Origin of the sequence: Synechococcus sp. C9, assembly GCF_022984075.1 — a bacterium.
In the GTDB taxonomy this organism is placed as follows: domain Bacteria; phylum Cyanobacteriota; class Cyanobacteriia; order Gloeomargaritales; family Gloeomargaritaceae; genus Gloeomargarita.
On record NZ_JALAAD010000001.1, the window covers coordinates 986,877 to 1,011,449 of the forward strand.

The following is a 24,573-nucleotide window of genomic DNA, read 5'->3' on the forward strand; positions in this document are numbered from 1 at the left end:
CCTGGGGATGTAAGTCAATAAAAGTGCCCTGATAGGTAGCCTGGATTGCGGGGAATGTGGTATCGTAAGATTTACAAGTGCGTTCTTTATATCCATCACAACTTCAACCCATTTTCCCGTAACTGCTATGAGTGATAATGCCGTTGTTGATTTGGGACACAGTGACCTCTGGCTCCGAGGCTTATTAACCGTGGCCTGGGCGGATGGAAATTATACGGATGAGGAAAAAACCTTGGTTAAGGATTTATTAGGCAATAATGAAATAGATAATTTTGAACCCCTGAAACCCCAGGAATTGGCAGATATATTTAGCCCGGATGACCCGAAAATTGATGATTTTTTACGAACTGCCGTGATGGTGGCGATTGCCGATGGTACCTATTCGGAATCGGAAGACCAATTACTACAGGAATTTTGCCAAACGCTGGGGCGTTCTAGTGATATTTTGTCGGGTTTGAAAGCAACATTAGTGAAACGGGAAGGGGAACAATGCGTTCCCAGTGAAGAAGCACACCATGACCTCCTTGATCCCGTGCGAACATGGCTCGATCAAATGCAAATTCATGACCCCAAGGTTGCCCGTTTTCTCTGTCGAATGATTCCAGCGCAATGCCCTTTTGAGCGGGATGTGGTTTTATTCGGTCGCAAAATCGTTCACATTCCCCCCATGTGCAAACTGAATCCCCTTTATGAACAATTGGTCGGCTTGCGATTTCGGGCCCTTTCCTATCTGGCAGAGCAGGGAGAAGACGTACCCAACTGATGCTTATCTTATTGACGCAATAAAACCGGCAAATTAGAAACAGTTCTATAGCGATCCTACTTGATTTACATTAGGGCACCTATATTTAATTTATTGTCACCACTGGCAGATTATTTCGCTGAGATACCCATATTATTGAGAACCACAGACGGGGGCTACGCCCCTGCAACCTATTTTTAGAGATGCCCATTAGCGGCATTGCTGTCCAAGTAATTGTTTATTATTACAATATTATTGCAATCAACACCATGCCTTCCCAAGAGAGTGGATACCATTCCAGACGGTAGGCTCTCTAACGTCTAGGGAGTAAATTCCTGCAAAGCTTTATCTGATGGATATTTGAGCAATATCTAACCCTACATTCACCCGTCACGCTTCTCCCTAGAGAAGTAAAGCCACCTATCGCCACAGAGTCCTTGGTACCATTTCTTAAGCATTACAAAGAGAGCGTTACCTGCCTTATGTATATAGCAGTCCTAAATGAGAATGGAACAGGGGTCGCAGGGCACCGCCCCGTACTTGGTTCTGGAAAATTTTTGTATGCCTACGGCACGCAAGCTAATGTAAATCAAGTAGGATTGCTATATCTGATAGTGGTATTGATGCTCGCAATATGGCTATGGCTACGTTAACGTTCCCAACACTAGGGGCATGATCGTCTCAGTGACCTTGACAGTTGCTCCCTGGAACTTTCAAATACCCTATCAACAAGCGTTTCATCTCCCCTCGTTAAAATGTATTCCTTTATACGGTTTTAGCCACAAACTCGGCAGAGCCAAATGGGAACTTGACATAATTTTTTGTGTGTTGTATTTTTTTTTCATGTCCTAGGATTTATGAATGTGAGGTAAAACAATGTTCAAGATCAGAAGCTATTCATCTGCAATTGGCGGAATCATTTTATTCCTAGGTATTTTATACAATCCAAATATTCGAGCCTGGGCGCAAGGGGTTGGTATAGAGCAGATTCAGGTACAGACAAAGAGGCGGGTAGCTGTATTAGATTTTGATTTTGCAAGTACAGGGGTAACTGGTTTAGGATTGTCAGGCTCGGTAGGACCAGCAAAGGCTATCAGTGATCTTTTAACCAATCGGCTTGTACAGAATGGAACCTATATTGTAATTGAACGGAGTAGAATTAACCAAATTTTAGCAGAACAAAATCTGGGTTCATCGGGTCGAATTGAACTAGCAACAGCCGCCCAAGTGGGACGTTTACTTGGAGCAGATGTAGTAGTTATTGGAACAATTACTCAGTTTGGTGTGCAGGAATCAAAATCGGCCACAAACTACGGAATCTTTAATATTGTCAATGTGACACAGAGACAACAGGCAGATGTCAAACTTACCGCTCGAATTGTCAGTACAAGTACTGCAGAAATTTTGGGTGTTGCTGAGGGGGTGGGAACGGTGGAGCATACCAGCGGTGGGACAATGGTAGGACAAATCGGCAGTGTAAATGTTACAGATGCGCGGGACAAAATTCTGAATGAGGCGGCAGAGCAAGCGATTAGTCAGGTGGTTGAAAAAATTGCTCAACAAGAATCTGTTATTGCCGCACTACCAATTTTATTACCGGACGTGGTTGCTATTGTTGCAGATGTAACTCTAAAGCAAGTTATCGTCAATAAAGGCGCAAAAGATGGTCTCAAACCAGGAATGATACTCTCTGTAGAGCGGGTTGTACGAGAGGTTAAAGACCCACAGACGGGTAAAGTCTTAACCAGAAGTACCCAACCTATAGGACGAATACAGTTAACCAAAGTAGAGGCTAACTCGGCAACTGGACAAATTCTGGCTGGTCAAGGGCTGAAAATCGGCGATCTTGCCAAACCAACGCAGTAAATTGTTTCGCCCTTATTAGTATAGCCAAACACACAGAGGTTGACCTAAATCTGGGTCACAGGGCACCGCCCCGCCCTGGTTTTTAGGGTATTTTGTAACGACAAAGTTACCCTGTTTAGCTATATCTCATAAGAACCCTATAGGGATGAGATATTGGGGGTGAATCTATTAGATAAATATGAAATATGTTATAACACTGGAATAGGTGCTCTTGTCAGGGGTGCCATCTCGGGGGACACTGGTACTGACAACCGCAAGGGGAGGCGAAAACCATGAAGCGGGTTCTAGGGGTGATTTTGGGCGGTGGTGCCGGGACGCGGCTCTATCCTTTGACCAAACTACGGGCGAAGCCAGCGGTGCCCCTAGCCGGTAAGTATCGTTTAATTGATATTCCGGTCAGCAATTGCATCAATTCGGAAATTCACAAAATTTATGTTCTCACCCAGTTCAATTCCGCTTCCTTGAACCGGCATATCAACCGTGCCTATGCGTTTTCCGGGTTTGTGGATGGGTTCGTGGAAGTCCTCGCCGCCCAGCAGACCCCCGACAATCCGGGCTGGTTCCAGGGGACAGCGGATGCGGTGCGTCAGTACCTCTGGTTGTTTTCCACCTGGGATGTGGATCAATACCTGATCCTGTCCGGGGATCACCTGTACCGCATGGACTATCGGGATTTTATTGCCCATCACCAGCAGACCGGGGCGGATATTACCCTGTCGGTGATTCCGGTGGAGGAAAAACCAGCTTCCGCCTTTGGCTTGATGAAAATTGATGAGACGGGGCGTGTGGTTGCGTTTCGGGAAAAACCCAAGGGAGAGGCGTTGCGGGAAATGCGGGTGGATACCAGGGTGTTGGGGTTGTCCCCGGAGGAAGCCCAGCGCAAACCTTACATCGCCTCGATGGGGATTTATGTCTTCAACAAAGACATTTTGTGCAAACTTTTGCAGGAGGATACCCAGCGCACGGATTTTGGGAAAGAGGTGATTCCGGCGGCGATTAAGGACTATAAAATTCAGGTTTATTTATTCAATGACTATTGGGAAGATATTGGGACGATTGAGTCATTTTATGAGGCAAATTTAGCTTTAACCAAACAGCCCAAGCCCCCCTTTAGTTTCTACGATGAAACCGCTCCGATTTACACCCGTCCCCGCTATTTACCGCCGTCGAAACTCTTGGATTGTGAGATTAGTGAGTCCCTGATCAGCGATGGCTGTATTTTGAAAAATTGTCGGGTACGGCATTCAGTTTTGGGGGTGCGCTCCCGGATTCAGGCGGGCTGTGTGATTGAGGATACTTTGCTCATGGGGTCGGATTTTTATGAACCCTATGAACAGCGATTTGCGGAACCGAGCCAAAATCATATCCCCTTAGGAATTGGGGAAAATACGGTGATCCGCCGCTCAATTGTGGATAAAAATGCCCGGATTGGTAAGGATGTGCAAATTATTAACAAAGATTGGGTGCAGGAAGCGGATCGGGAAACCTTGGGGTTCTATATCCGCAGTGGGATTGTGGTGGTGATCAAAAACGCCACGATTCCCGATGGTACGATTATTTAACGATTATTTAGATTTTTAAGGCACCTCTATACCGCTATAAATTCAAAGTTAGCGGTCGCAGGGGGGCACCCCCCGCCCTTGGTTCTGGGGAATATGGGCATTTTAGCGAAACAATCTGGCAGTGGTGACAATACATAGAGGTGCCCTTTATTACTTTATTATTTGTAAACAATGATGTTGATTATATTTCAGGTTTTTTTTCCCAGTATTCTTTGATGCGTTTGAAGTAATCAATCCGCTTTTGAATTTTCTCAATTTCTTTTGGGTAAAACTCACTCATCACGTCGCACAACTCAAGCATCCACCTTTTTCGTGAATAGCCCTCATTAATGTTGATTATATTCGCATTCGCTATCTGAATCTGTCCCCATCCAAGTGCCCCAATTGTCAAACAGTCCCACCCCAAAAACTCGATGGGGATAAAATGTACTTGTTTTGCCCCTACCCTTGTCTGATCAATTTCATATTGGACAATCAGTATAATAAAGTAATTCTTGTTATCTTCATAAAATCGTGCTAACCTCTCTACCGAGGTCAAGTTTGGCATATTGAATTTTGTATCGAGTCTATGCGTTTTTACATCCACGACATAGTAAAAGTCATCCTTATCAGTGAATGCTAGATCAGCCATTGCTCTACGTGCAAATGTGGCTGAATACTCAGCACAAAGGTCACCAAGAAGTGATTGGAACTGCTCCGATAATATCGCTTGAATTGCGTCACCGACGGCTCTTGTACTTCCAGCAGTACGTTCAGATATAAAATCTGGCTGAGAATTGACCAGGTTCATGATTGCTTGTTCTACTCTCTTATAATTACCTGCGTAGAATAATTGGCTCTTTTCCATTAGGTTTACCTTTCAACTTCTGGGCTGAAGAGTGGCAAGTTACTTGGTTCTTTTTTTCCCGTTAGTGTATGCTTTTGGTAAGTATTGCGCTCCCAAAAAACACCATCAGAATAACCTTGTATGGATTTGTCATATTCTACTATGGCAAGTCGCTTCTCGGTGAGGCAACAATAAGTTAAATCAATCTCAACACCAACATATTTTCTTCCAAATTTTTTGGCTACGACAGAAGTTGTGCCGGAACCCAGGAATGGGTCAAAAACTAAATCTCCAGGACTGGAACTTGCGAGGATAATTTTAGCCAGGAGTTTTTCTGGTTTTTGCGTTGGGTGGTCGGTGTTTTCTGGCATTGACCAAAATGGCACTGTCAAGTCAGTCCAAATGTTTGATGGGTAAGTCAGGCGAAAGTTACCATTCTCGGTTCTTTCCCAGTCTTTTGGATTTCCGTTTGGGTCAGTGTACGGGGCAATCACGCGACGTTTGATTTTCACTGCCTCGACATTAAAGAAGTACTTGTCTGAAACAGTGCAAAACCAAATATCTTCAGAACAATTTTTCCAATTCATTTTTGCTCCTCTGCCTTTCTCCCGTTCCCAAGTTATACGATTGCGGACAATAAGATATTTTTGTGCCACAAGATGAACCGCCGAAGATGATTGCCAATCAGCACATATATATATTGATGCTGTAGGTTTTAGTATTCTCAATAACCTGGGAAACCAAGACTCAAACCATTCCGTATATTCATCGAGTGGACGCTGTTGAAAGTGAGTTTTGTTAAATGATTTTGTCAAATTATAGGGTGGATCAATAAATAGAAGATCGACAAAAGCATCTGGTAGCCAATCGAGTATTTCAAACAAATCTTGGTTGATTGTCCTATTCTCAATGTCTTTGGGCTGAGTATATCCTGAAAGCCTGAACAAATTCTTTGAATACCAACTTATTTCATCGGCAGAAACGGTAATCGTTCTGTTTCTTGGTGCTCGTAGTTTCTTGTCATCTTGACTCATTGAAATTCTGCTAATCACAAGATTTTCAACAAGGGGTATAGTCTCTACCCAAACGTTCAGCGACCAGGCGAGACAGATTTAGCAAAACCTTGGCGGCGACTTGGGGGTGATGCTGCATCAACTGCTCCATCGCACTGCGGCTCAAGATGACGGCTTGGGTGGGGCTGAGGGCAATCACATCGGCAGTCCGGCGGGCACCGGTGATGAACGCCATTTCCCCGACGATACGCCCAGGACCCAGGAGGGCGATGGTATTCCCCTGGGGGGTGCGGACTTCCACCAAGCCGGTTTGGATAACGTATAAATCCTGTCCCAGGTCGTGGGCTTGGATCAGGGGTTCCCCCGGTTGGTAGGTGGCGCAGGTGCCGGTTTGCAGGACGATGGCGGAATCTTCAGCGGATAAGCCCTCTAAAAATACGACCGTGCCGCTAGCCGGTTCCCATTGGGCGCTCAGGCATCCCCACAGGGCTTTGAGGAGCCATTCGGCAACCCCGACGGAGGTGAGGGTTTGGGGGGTGGGGGTTTGGGCTTGCAGTTCGGTGACCTGGGCTTGGGCTTGCTGGAGCCGGTCGGCGAGGGTGTCGAGCAGTTCCTTTTGCAGGGTGTAGGTGGCTTGCCAACGGAAGTAGTCCTGGCTGGTTTGTTGCCAGAGGCGCTGGTGTTGTGCCAATTCCTGGGTGAGTTCCTGGGCGGTTTGTTCCTCAAGCGTGAGACGGGCTGACAGGGCTTGCAGGTCGGCTTGTTCCTGTTGCAGATGGTTTTTTTGCTGTTCGTAAAGGCTTTGGGTGCGTTGCCAGTGGCTCTGGATTTGGCTCTGAAACCAGTCCCAGGCGGGGGGTGGGTGACCGCTTTGACAAAGGAGGCTCAATTCCTGGCAGAGTTGATGCCAGCGGAGTTGTTCGTTTTGGTACACCTGTTGGTGGTGGGCGAGATTGCGGAGGTGTTGCTCCGAGGGCTGGGGGGCTGGGTGGTGCAGGGTACGCAGGTGCTCAATGTGGGTTTGCAGTTGGCTGGCTTGCTCTTTGATCTGGTGCAATAGAGGCTCCAAGAGCGGGGCGGGCGCAGGGGTTTCCCCGCAGGGAGCAAAAGTTTGGGCAAGGATGTACTGGACAAGGTACTGCTGGGACTGGAGCAGGTACTCCTGGTCTTGGATGTGCGCTGACAAAAAACGCACCAGGGCCCGGCGGCTATTTAATTCCCCCTGAAGCTGGGCGAGGGTGGTTTGGTGTTGTTGCCACGCCTGCTGGGTCTGCGCCAACTGTGCCGTTTGGGTTTGGTAATGGCGGTATCGCTCTTCCAACCAGGTGGCTCGGTCCTGGAGTTGTTGCCGCTGTTGCGCCACCAGGGAGGTCTGCAAATTCAGCAAGGTTTGCAAATGCGCCAGGGAATGGGTGGCACTGGGAAACCCCACCGGCAGGTATCTGTCCTGCTCTACCCACACCAAACTGCCCGGGGTGATCTCCGGGGGCAAGGGGTCAGCCGGAAATATGGGGGGCAAGGCAACCGCTACCCAACCGGTGTTATCCGCCTGGGCAAGGGGCTGGATGACCAACCCACTCTCACTGGCGCTGACCAACCCCAAATACCTGTCCATCAACGGACGGTTTCCTCCACCGGGCTGGGCAGGGAGGGTTGTTGGCGGTATTGTTCAATATCTTTTTCCAGGGCGGCAATTTTCTGATCCCGCCGCCACAGTTCCCGCCGGGCGATCAACCACCGCTGTAACTGGTTCCAAATCCCAAAGAGCCAGGCTAAAGTCGCCCCCACCCCCATCGCCAGGATCAATTCCACCGCCAAGGGATAGTTGACCGTGTAGGAACCGACCAGATGTACGGTGGCAGGTTCCATATTCTGCAAACTAAATAAAACCAGTGCCAAACAGAAGGCAAAGATCAAAGCGGCGTTAATCTGCACCATAAGCCCCACCTCGTAGGTTAACGATTATAGGGTATCAGGGTTCCTGCCAGCCCCCCCAGTTCTCAAACTTCCTTAAAATCTGTCCCCCCCAAAAACCGCCGGGCTAGGAAAAAACTGGCGATGGTTTTGGCATCCACCCCCTCCCCCCGGTCAATGGCGGCTTGCAATTCCAAGGGGGAGAGCAAAACCACCCGGATGTCCTCATCCGCATCCCGCTGGGGTTGGTGCGCCAAGGGAGCCAAATCCGTTGCCAAATAGGCATAGATCACCTCGTCGGAATAGCCGGGAGCCAGGAAAAATTCCCCCAGGGAACGCCAGGTATGCGCCCGATAGCCGGTTTCCTCCTGCAATTCCCGCTGGATGGTGGTCAAGGGGTCTTCCCCCGCCTCCAGGGTACCCGCCGGAAATTCGAGTAACCGTCCCTGGGCGGCGAACCGATACTGATGCACCAGCACCAATTGCCCCTCTGGTGTCACGGGCACGGCGAGGGCACCGCCGGGATGGCGCACACAGTCCCATTCCCCCTCCGCACCGTTGGGCAGGCGCAGGCGATTGACCTCATAGCGAAATTTGCGCCCCTGTACCCAAAGCCGCTTCTGCAAAAGTTCCGGGGATTCATTGCCCATTGCGGGGGAGTCCTTTGGTGATGTTTGATAATTGGCTAATGGGAAGATTTTAGCCCTAACCTAGCCCGCCATCGCCTTTTGGAATGCCGGTCGCCCGCTACACCGCTGTAAATACGCCCCAATCGCCGGGTAGGGACTGACATCCAAGCCAAACATCTGCACCGCAAAGCCCAAAATAGAACCCAACGCCACATCCGCCACCGTCAATTCTGAACCGGTGATGTACTCCCGGTCGCTGAGAATTTGTTGCAAGGGGGGCAAAAGTTTAGCCATTTCCTGTTCCCGTTTTTCCCCCTGCGCCAGGGCTTGCACCAGGGTGGAATTGCTAAACAGAACCCACTGGTAGATGTGCCCCCGTTGCCCGACCTCCCCAGGCAGTTGTCCGTACTTATCCGCTAAGTACAACAGGATTGCCCCGGACTCCCACACCACCGTCTCCCCATCCACCAGCGCCGGTACCTTGCCCATCGGATTGATGGCTAAATAATCTGCCTGCCGGTGTTCCCCAGCCGCCATATCTAACCGGACAAATTCGTAGGGGATGTGCAGTTCCTCCAGGTACCAGGCGACAATCATGGCCCGGGAACGACTGCCCCCGTAAAGTTTGAGCATCGTGTTGAGTACAATTACAGCTATTTATACAAAGCCAAGCCTAACCGCACCGCCATCGCCAAGGGCAATAACGCCACCACCATCGCCACAAACACCTGGGTATCGGACAGTTCCATCGGGGCATCCTCCACAACAACTTTGCCTATAATACTGTGCCGGAAACCGTCGCCCTCTGCACCAATCTGTTACATTATGAAATACTGTGCCCCCCAAATCCATGCTTGACCAACTGATCGAACTACCCCAACAATTTGGACTGCAAACCCTGATTACCATTGGGATTTTGGTTTTACTCGAAGCAGTACTTTCTGCTGATAATGCCATTGCATTAGCCGCCATTGTCCAGGGACTTCATGACCCCAAAATGGAGCAACAGGCTTTGAACTGGGGGTTGAGTGTCGCTTTTATTTTGCGAATTTTATTGATTTTAACCGCCACCTGGGTCTTAAAATTTCCCCTGGTCTCGATTGCGGGGGGATTGTATTTACTCTGGTTAGCGGTCAACTATGTGCGAACCCGGGGTAAAGAGGCAGGGGATGAGGAATTCAAAAAGCTCACCCCGGCGGAGTCCATTTGGCAGGTGGTGCCCACCTTGGCTTTAACGGATTTGGCGTTTTCTTTAGATAGTATTACCACAGCCATTGCAGTGGCGGAACAAACCTGGCTTGTCCTGTTGGGTGGGGTAATCGGGATTATTGCCCTGAGATTTTTAGCGGGTTTATTTATCCGTTGGTTGGAAATTTATACCCATCTTCAGGATGCGGGTTATGCCACGGTGGTTTTGGTGGGGATGCGGTTACTTCTGAAAGCCACTCGCCCCGAATGGATCCCCCCGGAATGGGTGACCACCAGTGTGATTTTAATGCTCTTTGTGTGGGGATTTTCTAAGCGAAATCCTGAGGCTCCCCGCTCTTCCTAAATCCTGAATGAGTCTATCGCAATCCTACTTAATTTACATGAGCTTGCGGGCCGTAGGCATACAAAAATTTTCCAGAACCCAATACGGGGGCGGTGTTATTCCATGCTCATTTAGGATGGCTATAGTTCAGAAACACTCTATTCATGGTCACGGCTACCCCAGTCCCTCGGTTTTTGGCAAAACTAGCGGCACAACTCTGGACGGACAACCCCCAAGTGCAAAATGACTTTATAAACGCATTACAAAATCCATCCCCCCTGGCTGCGGCGATTCTCTGGTGCCGTGAGCGCCCGGAACCTCACCCTTTTCCCGTCTTAGCTCCCTATGCTTGGCAACCGGACTGGGTGGACTGCTTACCCCCCGATACCCATCCCGGTCGGCACCCATACCATGCCCAGGGGTACTACTATTGTCTGGACATTTCCTCCGTATTTGCCGGGGCAGTATTGGGGGCGATTGCCATCCCTGAGCCAGTGGTGGTGGATGTCTGTGCCGCTCCGGGGGGCAAGGCACTCTTGGCGTGGCGGTATCTCCAGCCCCAGGTGTTGTTGGTCAATGAGCCGATTGGCAAGCGGTTGGGGATGTTGGTCAGCAATCTGCGCCGGTGTCGGGTGGCGGGGGTGGTTGTGCGCCAGGACAGTCAACACCTCGCCCAACATTTAGGGCAAACCGCCGATGTGGTGGTGGTGGATGCGCCCTGCTCCGGTCAATCCCTGCTGGCAAAAGGGGCAAAAAATCCCGGTTGTTTCCACCCCCGTACCATTGCCACCAATGCCAAGCGCCAACGACGGATTCTGGCGAATGCGGTGCAATTGGTCAAACCGGGGGGCTATTTAGCCTACATGACCTGCACCTACAGTCCCCAGGAGAATGAGGAAAATTGCCGGTGGTTGTCGGCAAACTTTCCCCACTTGCAGGCGGTGGCGGTGCCGCTTTTGACCCCCATGCAATCCCATTTGGCGGCGTTTCCCTGTTATCGCCTGTGGCCACAAACGGGTGCCGGGGCGGGGGCATTTACCTGTCTTTGGCGAAAGGATACCGAGGGAACCGGGGCGGAACTTCCCTGGGATTGGCTCGAGCAGGTGGCGGTTACGCGTCTGGCATAGCCGTTGGTGCGCCTCACCCATTTCATCACAAATTTGATCAAAACGTCAGGAATGTTCCGGGATTGTGGTAGCGTCCAAATGAACCCCCTCGATGGATGGTTTTTATGAGTGCGACCCCCAGCATTTCCCCCCGGCAGATGAACCTCCTGCGGGTGGTGGCGGCCATGTCCTGGAGCGATGGGGAGCTTTCTCCCGAGGAAAGTACCCTGATCCTCGACCGATTTTCCCAATTATTTGCCCAGGATGAGCCACAACAGGCGCAACTTCGTCAGGAATTGCAGGATTACGTCACCCAGAATATTCCCCTGGAGGAACTTGTCCCCAAACTCCAGAGTGACACGGAAAAATTCCTGGTTTTGCAATTGGGTTATGCGGTCATCCAAGCCAGTAGCCGTGCCCCCGGCGAACCCCTGGTGAATGAGGATGAAAAAGCCGCCTATAGGAAATTAATTTCCCTTTTGCAGATTCCCCCGGAGCAAGTCGCCGCCCTGGAAGCGGAAATGGATGCCCAACTCCAGCACCAAAATGTGGTGGATGCGGTGGTGGGTCAGGTGAACCAATACCTTCAGGGTCATGCTTAAATTTGGGTTGACCCCAGGAGATTCATCCGTTGGTTACAATGGGGGCAAATCACGGCTCTGCTATGCTTTCGGATGCGCCCAACCGTCCTCGTAATGCGGAATTAGGTTTTTCACCCCATCAATTGCCCCCGCAAAATGTGGCGGCGGAGGAGGCGATCCTGGGGGGGATTTTGCTTGACCCGGAAGCCCTGAGTCGGATTACCCATCTCCTCAAACCGGAATTTTTTTACATCCAGTCCCACCAGGATATTTATCGGGCGGCTCTGAGTTTGCAGATGCAGGGGAAACCCACGGATATGACCGCCGTTGCTACCTGGTTGCAGGATCAGGGGTTGTTGGAAAAGGTGGGGGGATCGGCGAAATTGGTGCAGTTGGTGGAGCAGGTGGTCAGTGCGGTGAACATTGACCAATATGCCGCCCTGGTTGCGGATAAATATCTGCGTCGGCAGTTGATTCAGGCGGGGCAGGACATTCTCCGCTTGGGCTATGAAACCAGTTTGCCCATCGAGCAGGTGTTGGATCAGGCGGAACAGCATATTTTTGCCATCTGTCAAAGCCAGCCCCGGCAGGAACTGGTGTCCACCGCCGAAATGGTCAGCACCATCTGGCAGGAAATCGAGCAACGTTCTGAGGATATGTTGCCGCCGGGGATTACCAGCGGGTTCTACGACCTGGATGCCCTTACCCAAGGGTTTCAACGTTCGGATTTGATCATTGTGGCGGGTCGTCCTTCGATGGGGAAAACCTCATTTTGTCTGAATATCGCCCGCAACATTGCCGCCACCCACCGTCTGCCGGTTGCCCTATTTAGCCTGGAAATGTCCAAGGAACAGTTGGTGTACCGCCTGTTGGCGAGCGAAGCCCGCATTGAGAGCACCCGTCTGCGTACCGGGCGCATTGCCGAGCAGGAATGGCCGAACCTGAACCAAGCCATCAGCAATTTGGCGCAATTACCCATCTTTATTGATGATTCCGCCAGTGCCACCTTGATGGAAATTCGCTCCAAAAGTCGGCGTTTGCAGGCAGAACAGGGGAGTTTGGGGTTGGTTTTAATTGATTACCTGCAACTGATGGACAGTGGCACCAACAGCGACAACCGGGTGCTGGAATTGTCCCGCATGACCCGGGGCTTAAAAACCCTCGCCCGGGAATTGCAAGTGCCGGTGATCGTCCTGTCCCAGTTGAGCCGGGGGGTGGAACATCGCACCAACAAACGCCCGATGCTCTCGGATTTGCGGGAAAGTGGCAGTATCGAACAGGATGCGGACGTGGTGATCATGCTCTACCGGGATGAATATTACAACCCGGACACCCCCGAACGGGGCGTATCGGAAGTGATCATTGCCAAACACCGGAATGGGCCAACCGGGGTGGCCAAAATGTTATTTGATTCAAGTTTCACCCAGTTCCGCAATATGAAACATTAGGTGTTGAAAGACATAGGTGTGTATTAACTGTGAGCAAAAATCTTATACTTAGCAGGGCACCTCTCTCAATTCAAAGTTAGCGGTCGCAGGGCACCGCCTCGTACTTGGTTCTACAGATATCTAAGATGGCTATGGCAATCACATTAACCTGAAATTAAGCAATCAAGGGTTCGATCAGGGCAATGAGTGGCTCAATTTGCACCTGTTTGACCATACGTTGCAGGGTGGTGGCTAACTCCCCATTATCTGCACTAATTTGGCTGATCAGTTGATTCATTTTGCGGTTATTGAGACTAATGGCGGCACGATGAAATTCCCGTAACCAATCCTTGGGTAACACCTGCAAATCCGCCTGGGTTAAGGCTGGGGAAGTTGGCGATGCGGTTGCCGTTTGAGAACGGTCGGTTTCGTAGATAAATTTTAATCCTAAAAATTGCTCTAATTTAGCAAAAATAGTAGCTTCTCGGTAGGGTTTCATCACAAAATCATCAAATCCTGACGCTAAAGCATGGCGTTTTTCTTCCTCAAAGACACTGGCAGAAAGGGCAATGATAATAGGTTTAGGAATTTCGGAAGCGTGGGATCGAATATACTTGGTGGCTTCCATACCGTTCATTACTGGCATTTGTAAATCCATCCAGATCAGATGGGGTTGCCAGGCTTGCCAGATTTCAATCGCTTCTTGACCGTTGGTGGCTTCCCGGGAACTTAACCCCACCGACGCTAATAAGGCTTTTAAGACTTGCCGATTTTCTAACTTATCATCCACGATGAGTAGGCGATATTCGGGTTGCCCTGGTGCGACAGATTTAACTGTTTTCGGGGTTGATGCCGCCACCGATTCAATACTACTTAATTCGGCTTGAATGGTGAAACTAAAAGTAGTACCTACGCCCTTTTCACTGGTGACGGTAATATCCCCACCCATCAGCTGGACAAACTGACGGGAAATGGCTAATCCTAAACCCGTGCCTTCGCTGACTTTTTTGCTGGTATCAGTTTGCACAAAGGCTTGAAATAATTGCCCCAATTCCTCAGGGGTCATGCCCACGCCGGTATCCGTTACGGCAAATTGGAGGGTACAATTTCGCTCCGTGCGTCCTAAGGGTTTTACCACCACAGAAACCCCACCTTCTTTGGTAAATTTGATGGCATTGCCAATCAGATTGATTAACACCTGCCGCAGTTTATTTTCATCGGTTTGGATGGCTTGGGGCAGGTCGGGACTGAGTTCAAAAATTAAGCGCAAATTTTTCGCCTGCGCCCGCACATTCAACATATCCTGAATAGTTTTGAGCATCTGGTGTAAATCGAAACTGGAGGGTTGGAGGACGAGTTTACCCGCCTCGATTTTCGCCATATCTAAAACGTCATTGATTAAATTTAATAAATGCTCCCCACTGCGGTTGATGGTGCCGACGGTTTCCCGTTGTTTTTCGGTAAGGTGGGGGTCACGGTTGAGGATTTGGCTAAACCCAATGATCGCATTTAAGGGGGTGCGTAATTCATGGCTCATATTCGCCAGAAAAGTACTTTTGGCACGGTTGGCACTTTCCGCTTTTTGGCGAGCTTCTTCGAGTTGCTGTTCAAAGTCTTTGCGTTGGGTAATGTCAAAAATGACCCCATCCCGATAACGGATTTCGCCGGTGTCGTCCTGCGCCCCCTGTCCCCGTTCATTGACCCAACCGATTTGACCATCCGCCCGCTGAATCCGATATTCAATTTCGTAAGTATGATTTTTCACCCGACTGTTCAAAATGGCAGTTAACACCATGTCTTGATCTTCTGGCAAAATCAAATCCCAATACTGCCGCTCTCCCTGAAGAAATTCCCGGGCGGGATAACCGGTAATCCGCTCAATCGGGTCCGAAAGATAAATGAAATCATAGCCGTCCATGCGTTGGGAACGAAATACCATCCCCGGAATGTTGCTGGTGAGGGTGCGAAACTGCCGCTCACTCGCCTGTACCTGTTGGGTGCGCTGTGCCACCCGGTCTTCCAGTTCCCGGTTCAGGGTTTCCAGTTGGGTGAAGGAATCCGCCAGTTGCTGGGACATTTGGTTAAAACTGTGGGCGAGTTGCGCCAACTCCCAAATCCCCCCCACCGCTACCTGCCGTCCCCGCTCCCCCCGGGCGATGGCTTGGGTGGCTTGCACCAATGCCTGCACCGGTTGGCTAAATTGACGGCTCAGAAAAAACCCCACCCCCAGGGCAATGACCAGGGTTACCCCGCACCAAAAGGCGGTCAGGGTATTGCCTGCGTAAATCTGTTCCAGGAAATCCCGCTCGGGCACCACCAGCACCAGCAACCAATCCAATCCCCTGGGGTCCTGGTAGGGCACCGCATGGAGAAAATGGGCTGACCCACCCAAATCCACCCGCACTGGCTCCGGCGTGGGTCGCTTGCCCTGGGGTTGCCCGGCTAACCAACGGGCGGCTTGCCGAATCAGGGGATGGGGACTCTCCGTTGCCTTCAGCCGCTCCCGATTCTGTAGTAAGCTCACCTCATCGCCAGTGGAATCCGCCACCACCAAGCCCGCCGGATCGATGATAAATGCTTCCCCGCTCCGACCAATCCTGAGACTGCTGAGAAATTCACTCAAACGGGTGAGTTCCACATCGGCTCCCGTTGCCCCCAACACCTTCCCCTGGGGGGTTTTCACCACCTGCGCCGCCGTAATCGCCAACCGCCCCGTGCTAAAGGAGACGTACACATCCGACCAAACCGGACTGTCCTGGGTCAGGGCTTTTTGATACCAGGGACGGGTGCGGCTATCAAAACGTTGGGCAGGAGCGGGAACCTGGTGTTGCATCCCCCGTTGCCCTTGGTTATTGAGGGTAAACTCCAGCCCGGTATTGAAATACAACCGCAGGCTATTGTCCTCTAAACGCCGACGCACGCCGATAAACCGACCATCGGTGGCTGAGCCAAAATAAATAACCCGCAGTTGGGGTTGCAGGGTCATCTGTCGCCACAGATAGAGTTCCCCTTTGGGAGGTTGGGTTTGGATGAGATTCTGGCGGGCTAAATCCGCATTGAACGCCACCAGCTTGGGGGCAAAGTCCAAAAAATCATCCAATTCCCTGCGTACCCGCTCGGCAATCTCGGTTTGCAACCCCTGCGCCACCACCTGCACCGACTGTTGACCATTGCGAAAGGATAAATAGCCGACCAGCCCCGTCGCCAAGGTGGTCACCACCACAAACGGCACCGTCACCACCCACCGCAGTCGCCAAGCCATAACCTAAACCGAAGCGGGATCGACCCCGTAGTAGCCCAGTACTTCTTCCAGGCGTTTGACCCGCTGGCGCAACTGCCGCACCTCCCGTTCCCGCTCTTCCAACGCCCGCCCCCGGTCTTCGAGGATTCGTTGCAGGAGGGCATTTTGCAAATGGGCTTCCACCCGTGCCACCACCTCCGCCGCCTGAAACGGCTTGGGAATGTAATCCACCCCGCCGGTTTCAAAAGCCCGTACCTTGTCCTGGGCATCATCCAACGCACTGATAAATAGCACCGGAATCCCCCAGGTGCTGGAATCAGATTTCAATTTGGCGCACACCTCATAGCCATCCATCCCCGGCATCATAATATCCAGGAGGATCAAATCCGGGGGTTCCGCCGCCACCGCCCGTAGAGCCATCGCCCCGTCAATCGCCCGCCGCACCTCGTAACCATGCCCCGTGAGCAAGTCATCCAGGACATCCAGATTCTCCAGGGTGTCATCCACCACCAAGATCGTCCCCCGGGAGAGTGATTCTGCTGATTCCATCTCTCCCTCCCCAGCTAAGTTTGAACCTAAAATCCACCCCGACGGTTGTCATCCCGAGGGCGAGCCTTATTCACCCGCAACTGCCGCCCCATCCATTCCGCCCCATCCAGAGCGGTAATCGCCTTGTCCTCCGCCTCATCCTCCGCCATTTCCACAAAGGCAAAGCCCCGCATTCGTCCCGTTTCCCGATCCATCGGCAGGGTGATCCGTTTCACCGACCCGTATTCCGAAAAAACTTCCTTCAAGTCCTGCTCAGTCGCTTTGAAGGACAAATTGCCCACATAGATGGTCATAACCTGAACCTGATAAAAATGCCCACTGCCATGACGGAATCGGCTAAGACCAAATCCCATTCACACCTAGGGCGGAACCATGTTTATCATAACCGTTGCTGTCAATTCTGTCAGGCGGTAATCAAGAAACATTTATTTATATTTATTTACATTTGTTCATGTTTATTCATGTTTTGTCCGCCATCCTCGCCCTGATAGGATAGGGACAGTGATTTTGGACGGTATTCATGGCTGAGGCATCGCCGATCCCCCTGTATCCGGGGAGTACGCTGATGGGGGAATATCCCAGTGGGGACGGGATTGACCAGGTTTATGGTACCCCTGACCTCCTGCCCAAGGTTGTGGATTTTTACACCAAACATCTGGGGCAACCCCAGGAACTCGATGCCCGGGGGCTGAATTTAACCGAAAATACCATCATGCCCCAACTGGCGCAAATCTCCTGGGTACGAACCTGCCTGCACCAACAGAAGGTGGTCTATCATCGGGTGGGACTAACGCCCGTGATCCCGCAAAAGCAAACTGCGGTGATGGGAGCCAATCAGGACAAAATCCCGGTGGAGGTGGGGAAAACTGGCTACAAAACCCTAATTTGCATTGGACGCAAACAAATGCCCCAAGCGACCCCTGCCAAGCCCTAGTATTTTTTTCATAGCAATCTTAAATGAGAATGGCACAGGGGTTCCGTCGTGGGTTTTGTAGAGTTTTTGTGCGTTATCGTAGTTTCAAATAAGTTTGCAACATTCGCCTTTACCTACAACCTCTGTCCTAAAAGGGGATAGAGCAATTGCAAATACCTAAAAAATTTGCATTCTAAATTGAAATGACTATAATCAGGCAAGTAGGATGGCTGGATTCCTACGGACTGCCCAAGGTTAGGTAACGTGTTCTAACATCAATTTCGACCGTTTGAGCGTATCCGGCGGGGAAATGGGATAATCCCCGGTAAAGCAAGCAGAACAGAACTTTTGGGGTGCTTCCCCGGTGGCGGCTAACATCCCCGCCCAACTCAGGTAGGCGAGGGAATCCACCTCCAAATGCTGGCTAATTTCGCTCACCGACAGGCGGGCGGCGATCAGTTGATCCTGATTGTCCGTGTCAATCCCATAAAAGCAGGGATGGGTCACCGGGGGGGACGAAATCCGCATATGCACCTCCCGCACCCCCGCCTCCCGCAACGCCCGCACCAACTTGCGACTCGTAGTGCCCCGCACAATGGAATCATCCACCACCACCACCCGTTGGGATTGGAGCACATCCCGCAGGGGGTTGAGCTTCATGCGAATGCCCGTTTCCCGCATGGTCTGGGTGGGTTGGATAAAGGTGCGCCCCACATAGCGGTTTTTGATCAACCCCTCGGCGTAGGGAATGCCACTGGCTTGGGCAAACCCAATGGCGGCGGGCACCCCCGAATCCGGCACCGCAATCACCAAATCCGCCGATACCGGGGCTTCCTGTGCCAAAACTTCCCCCAACCGGCGGCGATAGCTGTACAAACTACCCCCTTCCATCACACTATCCGGGCGGGCGAAATAAATCATTTCAAATACACACAATTTCCGTTGCGCCCGCTGCCACTGCCCACAGGTGAACCCCTCCGGCGTGATCCAGACCCATTCCCCCGGCTCCACCTCCCGCAGATAATCCGCCCCGATAATATCCAACGCACAGGTTTCCGAAGCCAACACCAAACCCCGTTCCCCCAAAGTTCCCAACACCAAAGGACGCACCCCGTAGCTATCCCGCAGTCCCAAAATCCCCGCTGGTGTGCCAATCACCAGACTAAACGCCCCCTGACATTGGTGCGCCATCTGCACCGCCCCCGTCACCCAGTCCGCCCCCCCGTCCACCGCCTGCGCCAGCAACTGCGCCATGATCTCCGAATCCGTGGTGGAATAGAGGGGATACCGTTCCGGCGATAACTGCTGACGTAATTCTAATGTATTAACAAGATTGCCATTATGCGCCAGCGCCAATTCCCCCAAACGGGAAGACACCACCACCGGCTGGGCATTTACCACCCGACTGCTCCCGGTTGTGGAATAGCGGTTGTGCCCCACCGCCCACTGCCCCGGCAATTCCCGCAAAATTTCCTCCCGAAACACCTGGGACACCAGCCCCATATGCTTGTAACAATGCACCCGCCCCTGGTCAAAAGTGGCAATCCCCGCCGATTCCTGACCCCGGTGTTGCAGGGCGTACAGACCAAAATAGGCTAATTTCGCGACCTCCTGCCCTGGGGCATAGACCCCAAACACACCACAGGCTTCTTCCGGCTTGTCAGGACGAATGTTCATGGGGTGACCCGCATAGGTTTAACCTAATCTTAACAATGAACCGTACCCACCCCTAGGGTATCGTCAGAAATTTTCCTTGGCGACCCTATCCCCAAAAGCATACCCCCCGATAGGCACCGAGGGGCATGGGTTTTTATGGTTTTGGCAGGGATGAACTTAACCGAGCAACCATTCTTCCACCGCTTCTTCCCGGGTGTTGGTGCGCCGTGCCAGGGTACGCCGGTCAAAGGTCATGTGGATTTCCCGGTTTTGCTCCCCATCGGCGGCGACCGCAAAGATCGGGAAGTCCAGGTTGCCATCCGGGAAGCTCATCTGGAAGCGGAAGGTACCATCGGGATTCAACTTGATCCGCCGTCCCCCCACGGTCACGGTGGCATCCGGTTCCGTTGCCCCGTAAACGATCAATTCCGCATCCGCCACCAACCAGAATTTCCGGGGACGAATCGGCGGCATGGAAGCGGCAAAGCCAATCCCCGACATCCCCACAGCGGACATGGTCGGAATCGCCCAGCGCCCAATCCCAGACGGGAACACATAGGAACTGATGGCAAACTCCGCACTACTGACGATGGAACCGGGGACGTGTTGCATGGAGCCATACAGGGAACCAGCCACCCGCATTGATTCCGCCCCCGCCGCCAATTGCATGATTTCATCGTAAATGGGGGCATCCGTCGCTGGAACCTGCCGCTCACTGGGGGGCACCAACTGGAAGAATGTCCGACCCCGCAGGTCTTCGTTAAAATCCACCGTTATAAAGTGGTCTTCGACCCAATCCGAGGGATACACCGGGGGAATCCGCACCGGTGCCGAACGAGCCAAGCTCAACCACCGCCCATCGGCACAACGGTAGCCAATTTCCACCACATAATCCCGGTCACTCACCGGAATGGGCAAGTACCACTCCCGTGCCAACTCATCACAGGCGTACTCCTGCACACTGTGGGGCGCCTGCACCGCCAGATTGATCCCCGTGGCATCGTACAACCGCAGGGCAAGCTGTTGTCCTCCCTGACGCCGCCGCTCCTCCCGTACCTCGTTGGGAATATCCCAATAGGCATAAGCCCACTGGGGGTCACGGGGCATGAGAACGATCCGGGTTTCCCCATAGCCGCCCGGTAAATCCGGCAATCCTTGATCCACATCCTTCAAAGCGGTCGCTACGCTGGTCTGCGCCGGTTCAGTCAATGCTTCTTTCACAGTGTCCACGGTGGTTTGCGCCTCCTGCATCATGGGGGAATAGTGGGAATAGGTGGTCTGGAGTTCAGCCGCCCGAATGGCAGTCACTAAATAGGACTTACGCATCCGGCTGTATCGGGAAATGCCCAGTTCACTGGCCCGACGGCGCAGTTCCCGCAGGGTCATCTCCTCAAGCGGCGTAGGTTCTTGGGTCATAGGTTTAGAACCCGGTACCGGGATCGCAACGTTAACTACAAATTTAGGCACAAATCCCCAGGGGATCAAGCCGCTCCACCCCCCATTTTCCCCGTTTTTCCCTAAAAATCGCTTAAATATCAAGATTTTTTGACATTTTCCATCTGGCGGACAATCGCTTGGGCGAACCCGGAGCAGGAGAGGGGCGGTTCCACCGGGGGTTCCATGAGGCGGGCGAGGTCGTAGGTGACTTGGCGTTGGGCAATGGCGTTACCCAGGGCGGTTTGCACCAGGTCAGCCGCCTCCTGCCAGCCCAAAAATTCCAACAGCATCACCCCCGACAGGATCAGGGAGCCTGGATTCACCCGGTCCTTGCCAGCGTGTTTGGGAGCCGTGCCGTGGGTCGCCTCAAAAATAGCGCAGGTATCGCCGATATTGGCTCCGGGTCCCATCCCCAACCCGCCCACAATGGCGGCGGCGGCATCGGAAAGGTAATCCCCATTCAGGTTCATGGTAGCCAGAATCGAATACTCCTGGGGACGGGTTTGGATTTGCTGAAAAATACTGTCGGCAATCCGGTCATTGACCATGACTTTAGTGCGCCATTGCCCCTGCCCGTGGGTGTCCCCAATCTGGGCGACAACCTGTTGGACTTCGGCAACAATCACCGCCTGTTTGGCGGGGGGCAAACTGTCGTAACCCGGTTCAATCAAGCGGGCATTTTCCTCTGGGGTAAGGTCGGGATTTTTTTCTAAGTTTTCTAAAATCCAAGACTCCCGCTCCGTCACGCATTCCTGGCGAAATTCATTTTGCACCAATTCATAACCCCAGTCCCGAAAGGCTCCTTCCGTGTATTTCATAATATTGCCCTTGTGAACCAACGTCACCAATTGTTTGGCTGGGGGCAGGCGCAAAGCGTGTTGAATCGCCCGGCGAATTAATCGTTGGGAACCGGTTTTACTAATCGGTTTAATGCCGATGCCGCTATCCAGAGGAATTTTTTTTCCCTGATGTTCCGGGGTATGGGGAATGAATTGTTCATTTAATAATTGAATCAGTTTTTGCGCCGGTTCCGTTTCCGCCCGCCATTCAATGCCTAGGTAAATATCCTCCGTATTTTCCCGATAAATAATCACATCCAATTGTTCCGGGTGACGGTGGGGCGAAGGGGTGCCAGGGTAATAGCGGCAGGGACGGATACAGGCGTACAGGTCAAAAATCTGGCGCAGAGCCACATTCAAGGAACGAATGCCCCCCCCGACCGGCGTGGTCAAAGGACCTTTGATGGCGACCCCATACTCCCGAATCGCCGTGAGGGTATCCTGGGGCAGGTACTGATATTCGCCATACACTTCACAGGCTTCATCCCCGGCATAGACCTTGAACCAATGGATTTTGCGGGCAGAACCGTAGCACAATTGCACCGCAGTGTCCAATACCAACTGGGTGGCAGGCCAAATATCCACCCCTGTGCCATCCCCCCGCAGGTAGGGAATGATTGGGTCATCGGGGACTTGGGGTATACCCCCGGCGGTGAAGGTGATCCGGGTGCCCTGGGTTGGGGGGCTAATTTTGGCGTACATGGATGCTGGAACAATGGGTTGGTTGCCTATATTACCATGAAGACATCTCCGAGAATAATTGCTTTGGGAACTATAGCAATCCTATTTACTTTAATTCAATTAGAAATTAGCAAATGGAAATTTCCCAGAACCAAATGCGGGGCGGTGCCCTGCGACGAGAAGTGAGGAGTAAGGAGTGAGAAACGAGAAGTGAGATTCCCAAGAACCAAATGCGGGAAGGTGCCCCTGCGACGAGAAGTGAGGAGTAAGGAGTGAGAAGCGAGAAGTGAGATTTCCTAGAACCAAATGCGGGGCGGTGCCCTGCGACCCATTTTTAGAAGTACCCTTAATTCAATTAGAAATTAACGAATGGAAATTCCCAGAACCAATGATGGGGAAGGTGCCCCTGTGACGAGAAGTGAGGAGTAAGGAGTGAGAAGCGAGAAGTGAGATTTCCTAGAACCAAATGCGGGGCGATGCCCTGCGACCCATTTTTAGAAGTATAGTCATTCTGTTTTATAATGCGACACTTTTTAGGTATTGGCAATCGCTCTATTCCTTTCCGGGAGAGGGTTTGTAAGTAAAGGCGAATGTTGCAAATTTGTTTGAAATGACTATACCCTTAATTCAATTAGAAATTAACGAATGGAAATTCTCCAGAACCAATGATGGGGAAGGTGCCCCTGCGACGAGAAGTGAGAAGTGAGGAGTGAGATTCCCTAGAACCAAATGCGGGGCGGTGCCCCTGCGACCTATATTCTAAATTTATTTAGGATTGCTATATCTTTCTCACGCTTTAGAGTCATTATCTAACGCCAATTTAACCCCGCCGTCTCTGCCGATACTGTTGCATCTGTTCCACAAATTGGGCGAAAAAATAATCCGCATCGTGCGGCCCAGGGCTGGCTTCCGGGTGATATTGCACCGAAAAAATCGGCAATTCCTGATGACGCACCCCGGCTACTGTCTGGTCATTCAGATTCCAATCGGTAATCTGTAATTCCGGTGCCAGGGTATCTTTGTCCAGGGCAAAACCGTGATTTTGGCTACTGATGGCAACCTGGTTCCCTAAGCCCGCCGGGTGGTTCAACCCGTGATGTCCAAACTTGAGTTTGAAGGTCTGGCTTCCCATGGCCAACCCCAGGATTTGATGCCCCAGGCAAATGCCGAATAGGGGTCGCCCAGTTTTCAGCAGGGCTTGGGTCGTGGCAATCCCCTCCCGGACGGCGGCGGGGTCCCCTGGACCATTGGATAAAAAAATACCATCCGGGTCGTAGGCGAGAATCTCCGTAGCTGGGGTCGTCGCTGGCACCACCACCACCCGACAGCCGTAACTTGCCAGTCGTCGTAGTATATTGTGCTTAATGCCAAAGTCAACAGCCACCACCAGCAAAGGTTCCGGCGGGGGGGACACCGGGGCAAATTCCCACATGGGCGCTGTGGGGGTACACCACTCGTAAACCCTAGAGGTACTCACCCGGGGCACCAGGTTTAACCCCTCCATGCTGGGAGCCTGCGCCACCACTTCCAAAAGTTCCTGGGGGTCGAGGATTTCCGTGGAAATTGCCCCATTCATCGCCCCTTGTTCTCGCAGACGACGGGTCAACAACCGGGTATCCACGCCACTGATCCCCACCACCCGCCACTGTTCCAGATAGTCCACCAGGGATGCCTGCGCCCGCCAACTGCTGGGTTGGGTACAGCCATGCCGGACGATCAGCCCCTGCACCTGCACCCGCTCCGATTCCACATCTTCGGCGTTCACCCCCGTATTCCCCAACTCCGGGTAGGTAAACAGGACGATTTGTCCACAATAGCTGGGGTCGGTGAGAACCTCCTGATAGCCGGTCATCCCCGTATTAAAGACCACTTCCCCGACGGTGGTGCCCTTCGCCCCATAGCGATACCCCCGCAGTGCCGTTCCATCCGCTAAAACCAACAGAGCCGGGGCAGTCGTCTGCAAACCCATGTTGACTTCTCAAGGTAATTTCAGGTGGATCATACCACCGGTCATCTGGTAAGGATAGTTACGGCGAAACATCAACCACCCCCGGACGTTC

General features: G+C 52.0%; 22 protein-coding genes. 8 read left to right on the forward strand and 14 right to left on the reverse strand.

All coding sequences use genetic code 11. The features are described from left to right. The first annotated feature begins 127 nt into the window (after positions 1 to 127). From MLD66_RS04885 to MLD66_RS04895, 3 genes are all read left to right on the forward strand, one after another. Positions 128 to 763 carry a Mo-dependent nitrogenase C-terminal domain-containing protein gene (locus MLD66_RS04885; RefSeq protein ID WP_247215818.1) on the forward strand — a complete coding sequence of 212 codons (636 nt, stop codon included), beginning with the start codon at positions 128 to 130 and terminating at the stop codon, positions 761 to 763. An 855-nt stretch (positions 764 to 1,618) separates the two neighbouring features. Next, complete coding sequence (locus MLD66_RS04890) at positions 1,619 to 2,608, forward strand: CsgG/HfaB family protein (protein ID WP_247215819.1); 990 nt, start codon at positions 1,619 to 1,621, stop codon at positions 2,606 to 2,608. Positions 2,609 to 2,880: 272 nt separating this feature from the next. After that, entirely contained in the window at positions 2,881 to 4,170 is a 1,290-nt protein-coding gene (locus MLD66_RS04895; RefSeq protein WP_247215820.1) for a glucose-1-phosphate adenylyltransferase, read from the forward strand. A 181-nt stretch (positions 4,171 to 4,351) separates the two neighbouring features. Here the strand turns inward: MLD66_RS04895 and MLD66_RS04900 are convergent, their stop codons facing one another. From MLD66_RS04900 to psaM, 7 genes are all read right to left on the reverse strand, one after another. Then, positions 4,352 to 5,017, reverse strand: a complete 666-nt coding sequence (locus tag MLD66_RS04900) for a hypothetical protein (RefSeq protein WP_247215821.1) — start codon at positions 5,015 to 5,017, stop codon at positions 4,352 to 4,354. Between the two features lie 5 nt (positions 5,018 to 5,022). Continuing rightward, entirely contained in the window at positions 5,023 to 6,030 is a 1,008-nt protein-coding gene (locus MLD66_RS04905; RefSeq protein ID WP_247215822.1) for a DNA methyltransferase, read from the reverse strand. A gap of 25 nt (positions 6,031 to 6,055) precedes the next feature. After that, positions 6,056 to 7,624, reverse strand: coding sequence for a cyclic nucleotide-binding domain-containing protein (locus MLD66_RS04910; RefSeq protein WP_247215823.1), 1,569 nt, complete (start codon positions 7,622 to 7,624; stop codon positions 6,056 to 6,058). Beyond that, the gene (locus MLD66_RS04915) at positions 7,624 to 7,947 is read right to left on the reverse strand and encodes a LapA family protein (RefSeq protein ID WP_247215824.1); all 324 of its coding nucleotides are present in this window, start codon (positions 7,945 to 7,947) and stop codon (positions 7,624 to 7,626) included. Before MLD66_RS04915 ends, MLD66_RS04910 begins: the two co-directional genes overlap by 1 nt. 62 nt (positions 7,948 to 8,009) lie before the next feature. Then, positions 8,010 to 8,573 (reverse strand): NUDIX hydrolase, encoded by a 564-nt coding sequence (locus MLD66_RS04920; RefSeq protein WP_247215825.1) that lies wholly within the window; start codon positions 8,571 to 8,573, stop codon positions 8,010 to 8,012. 60 nt (positions 8,574 to 8,633) lie between these two features. Continuing rightward, positions 8,634 to 9,185, reverse strand: a complete 552-nt coding sequence (locus tag MLD66_RS04925; protein WP_247215826.1) for a glutathione S-transferase family protein — start codon at positions 9,183 to 9,185, stop codon at positions 8,634 to 8,636. Between the two features lie 20 nt (positions 9,186 to 9,205). Continuing rightward, positions 9,206 to 9,301: a photosystem I reaction center subunit XII gene (psaM, locus tag MLD66_RS04930; RefSeq protein ID WP_247215827.1), complete on the reverse strand. Its 96-nt coding sequence runs from the start codon at positions 9,299 to 9,301 to the stop codon at positions 9,206 to 9,208. Between the two features lie 101 nt (positions 9,302 to 9,402). On the opposite strand from psaM, the gene MLD66_RS04935 reads away from it, so the two are divergent. From MLD66_RS04935 to dnaB, 4 genes are all read left to right on the forward strand, one after another. Beyond that, positions 9,403 to 10,104: a DUF475 domain-containing protein gene (locus tag MLD66_RS04935; protein ID WP_247215828.1), complete on the forward strand. Its 702-nt coding sequence runs from the start codon at positions 9,403 to 9,405 to the stop codon at positions 10,102 to 10,104. Positions 10,105 to 10,247: 143 nt separating this feature from the next. Then, complete coding sequence (locus tag MLD66_RS04940; protein WP_247215829.1) at positions 10,248 to 11,210, forward strand: RsmB/NOP family class I SAM-dependent RNA methyltransferase; 963 nt, start codon at positions 10,248 to 10,250, stop codon at positions 11,208 to 11,210. Between the two features lie 104 nt (positions 11,211 to 11,314). After that, positions 11,315 to 11,791: a TerB family tellurite resistance protein gene (locus MLD66_RS04945; RefSeq protein ID WP_247215830.1), complete on the forward strand. Its 477-nt coding sequence runs from the start codon at positions 11,315 to 11,317 to the stop codon at positions 11,789 to 11,791. Positions 11,792 to 11,853: 62 nt separating this feature from the next. Then, the gene (gene dnaB, locus MLD66_RS04950) at positions 11,854 to 13,218 is read left to right on the forward strand and encodes a replicative DNA helicase (protein WP_247215831.1); all 1,365 of its coding nucleotides are present in this window, start codon (positions 11,854 to 11,856) and stop codon (positions 13,216 to 13,218) included. Positions 13,219 to 13,372: 154 nt separating this feature from the next. Here the strand turns inward: dnaB and MLD66_RS04955 are convergent, their stop codons facing one another. Genes MLD66_RS04955 through MLD66_RS04965 form a run of 3 tightly spaced genes read right to left on the reverse strand, consistent with a single transcriptional unit; the run spans position 13,373 to position 17,280 of the window. Next, the gene (locus tag MLD66_RS04955; protein ID WP_247215832.1) at positions 13,373 to 16,459 is read right to left on the reverse strand and encodes an ATP-binding protein; all 3,087 of its coding nucleotides are present in this window, start codon (positions 16,457 to 16,459) and stop codon (positions 13,373 to 13,375) included. Between the two features lie 3 nt (positions 16,460 to 16,462). Then, positions 16,463 to 16,987 carry a response regulator gene (locus tag MLD66_RS04960; RefSeq protein ID WP_247215833.1) on the reverse strand — a complete coding sequence of 175 codons (525 nt, stop codon included), beginning with the start codon at positions 16,985 to 16,987 and terminating at the stop codon, positions 16,463 to 16,465. 26 nt (positions 16,988 to 17,013) lie between these two features. Then, on the reverse strand, positions 17,014 to 17,280 hold the full coding sequence (locus tag MLD66_RS04965; RefSeq protein ID WP_247215834.1) for an RNA-binding protein: 267 nt from the start codon (positions 17,278 to 17,280) through the stop codon (positions 17,014 to 17,016). Positions 17,281 to 17,507: 227 nt separating this feature from the next. Between MLD66_RS04965 and MLD66_RS04970 the strand changes: the two genes are divergently transcribed. Further along, complete coding sequence (locus MLD66_RS04970) at positions 17,508 to 17,921, forward strand: hypothetical protein (RefSeq protein WP_247215835.1); 414 nt, start codon at positions 17,508 to 17,510, stop codon at positions 17,919 to 17,921. 234 nt (positions 17,922 to 18,155) lie between these two features. On the opposite strand, the gene purF is transcribed toward MLD66_RS04970, so the two are convergent. From purF to carA, 4 genes are all read right to left on the reverse strand, one after another. After that, on the reverse strand, positions 18,156 to 19,577 hold the full coding sequence (gene purF, locus MLD66_RS04975) for an amidophosphoribosyltransferase (RefSeq protein WP_247215836.1): 1,422 nt from the start codon (positions 19,575 to 19,577) through the stop codon (positions 18,156 to 18,158). A 156-nt stretch (positions 19,578 to 19,733) separates the two neighbouring features. Beyond that, positions 19,734 to 20,972, reverse strand: coding sequence for a DUF4912 domain-containing protein (locus tag MLD66_RS04980; protein ID WP_247215837.1), 1,239 nt, complete (start codon positions 20,970 to 20,972; stop codon positions 19,734 to 19,736). Between the two features lie 119 nt (positions 20,973 to 21,091). After that, entirely contained in the window at positions 21,092 to 22,534 is a 1,443-nt protein-coding gene (locus tag MLD66_RS04985) for an NADP-dependent isocitrate dehydrogenase (protein ID WP_247215838.1), read from the reverse strand. A 799-nt stretch (positions 22,535 to 23,333) separates the two neighbouring features. Next, a complete protein-coding gene (carA, locus tag MLD66_RS04990; protein WP_247215839.1) occupies positions 23,334 to 24,482 on the reverse strand; it encodes a glutamine-hydrolyzing carbamoyl-phosphate synthase small subunit in 1,149 nt (382 codons plus the stop codon). Between the last annotated feature and the right edge of the window lie 91 nt (positions 24,483 to 24,573).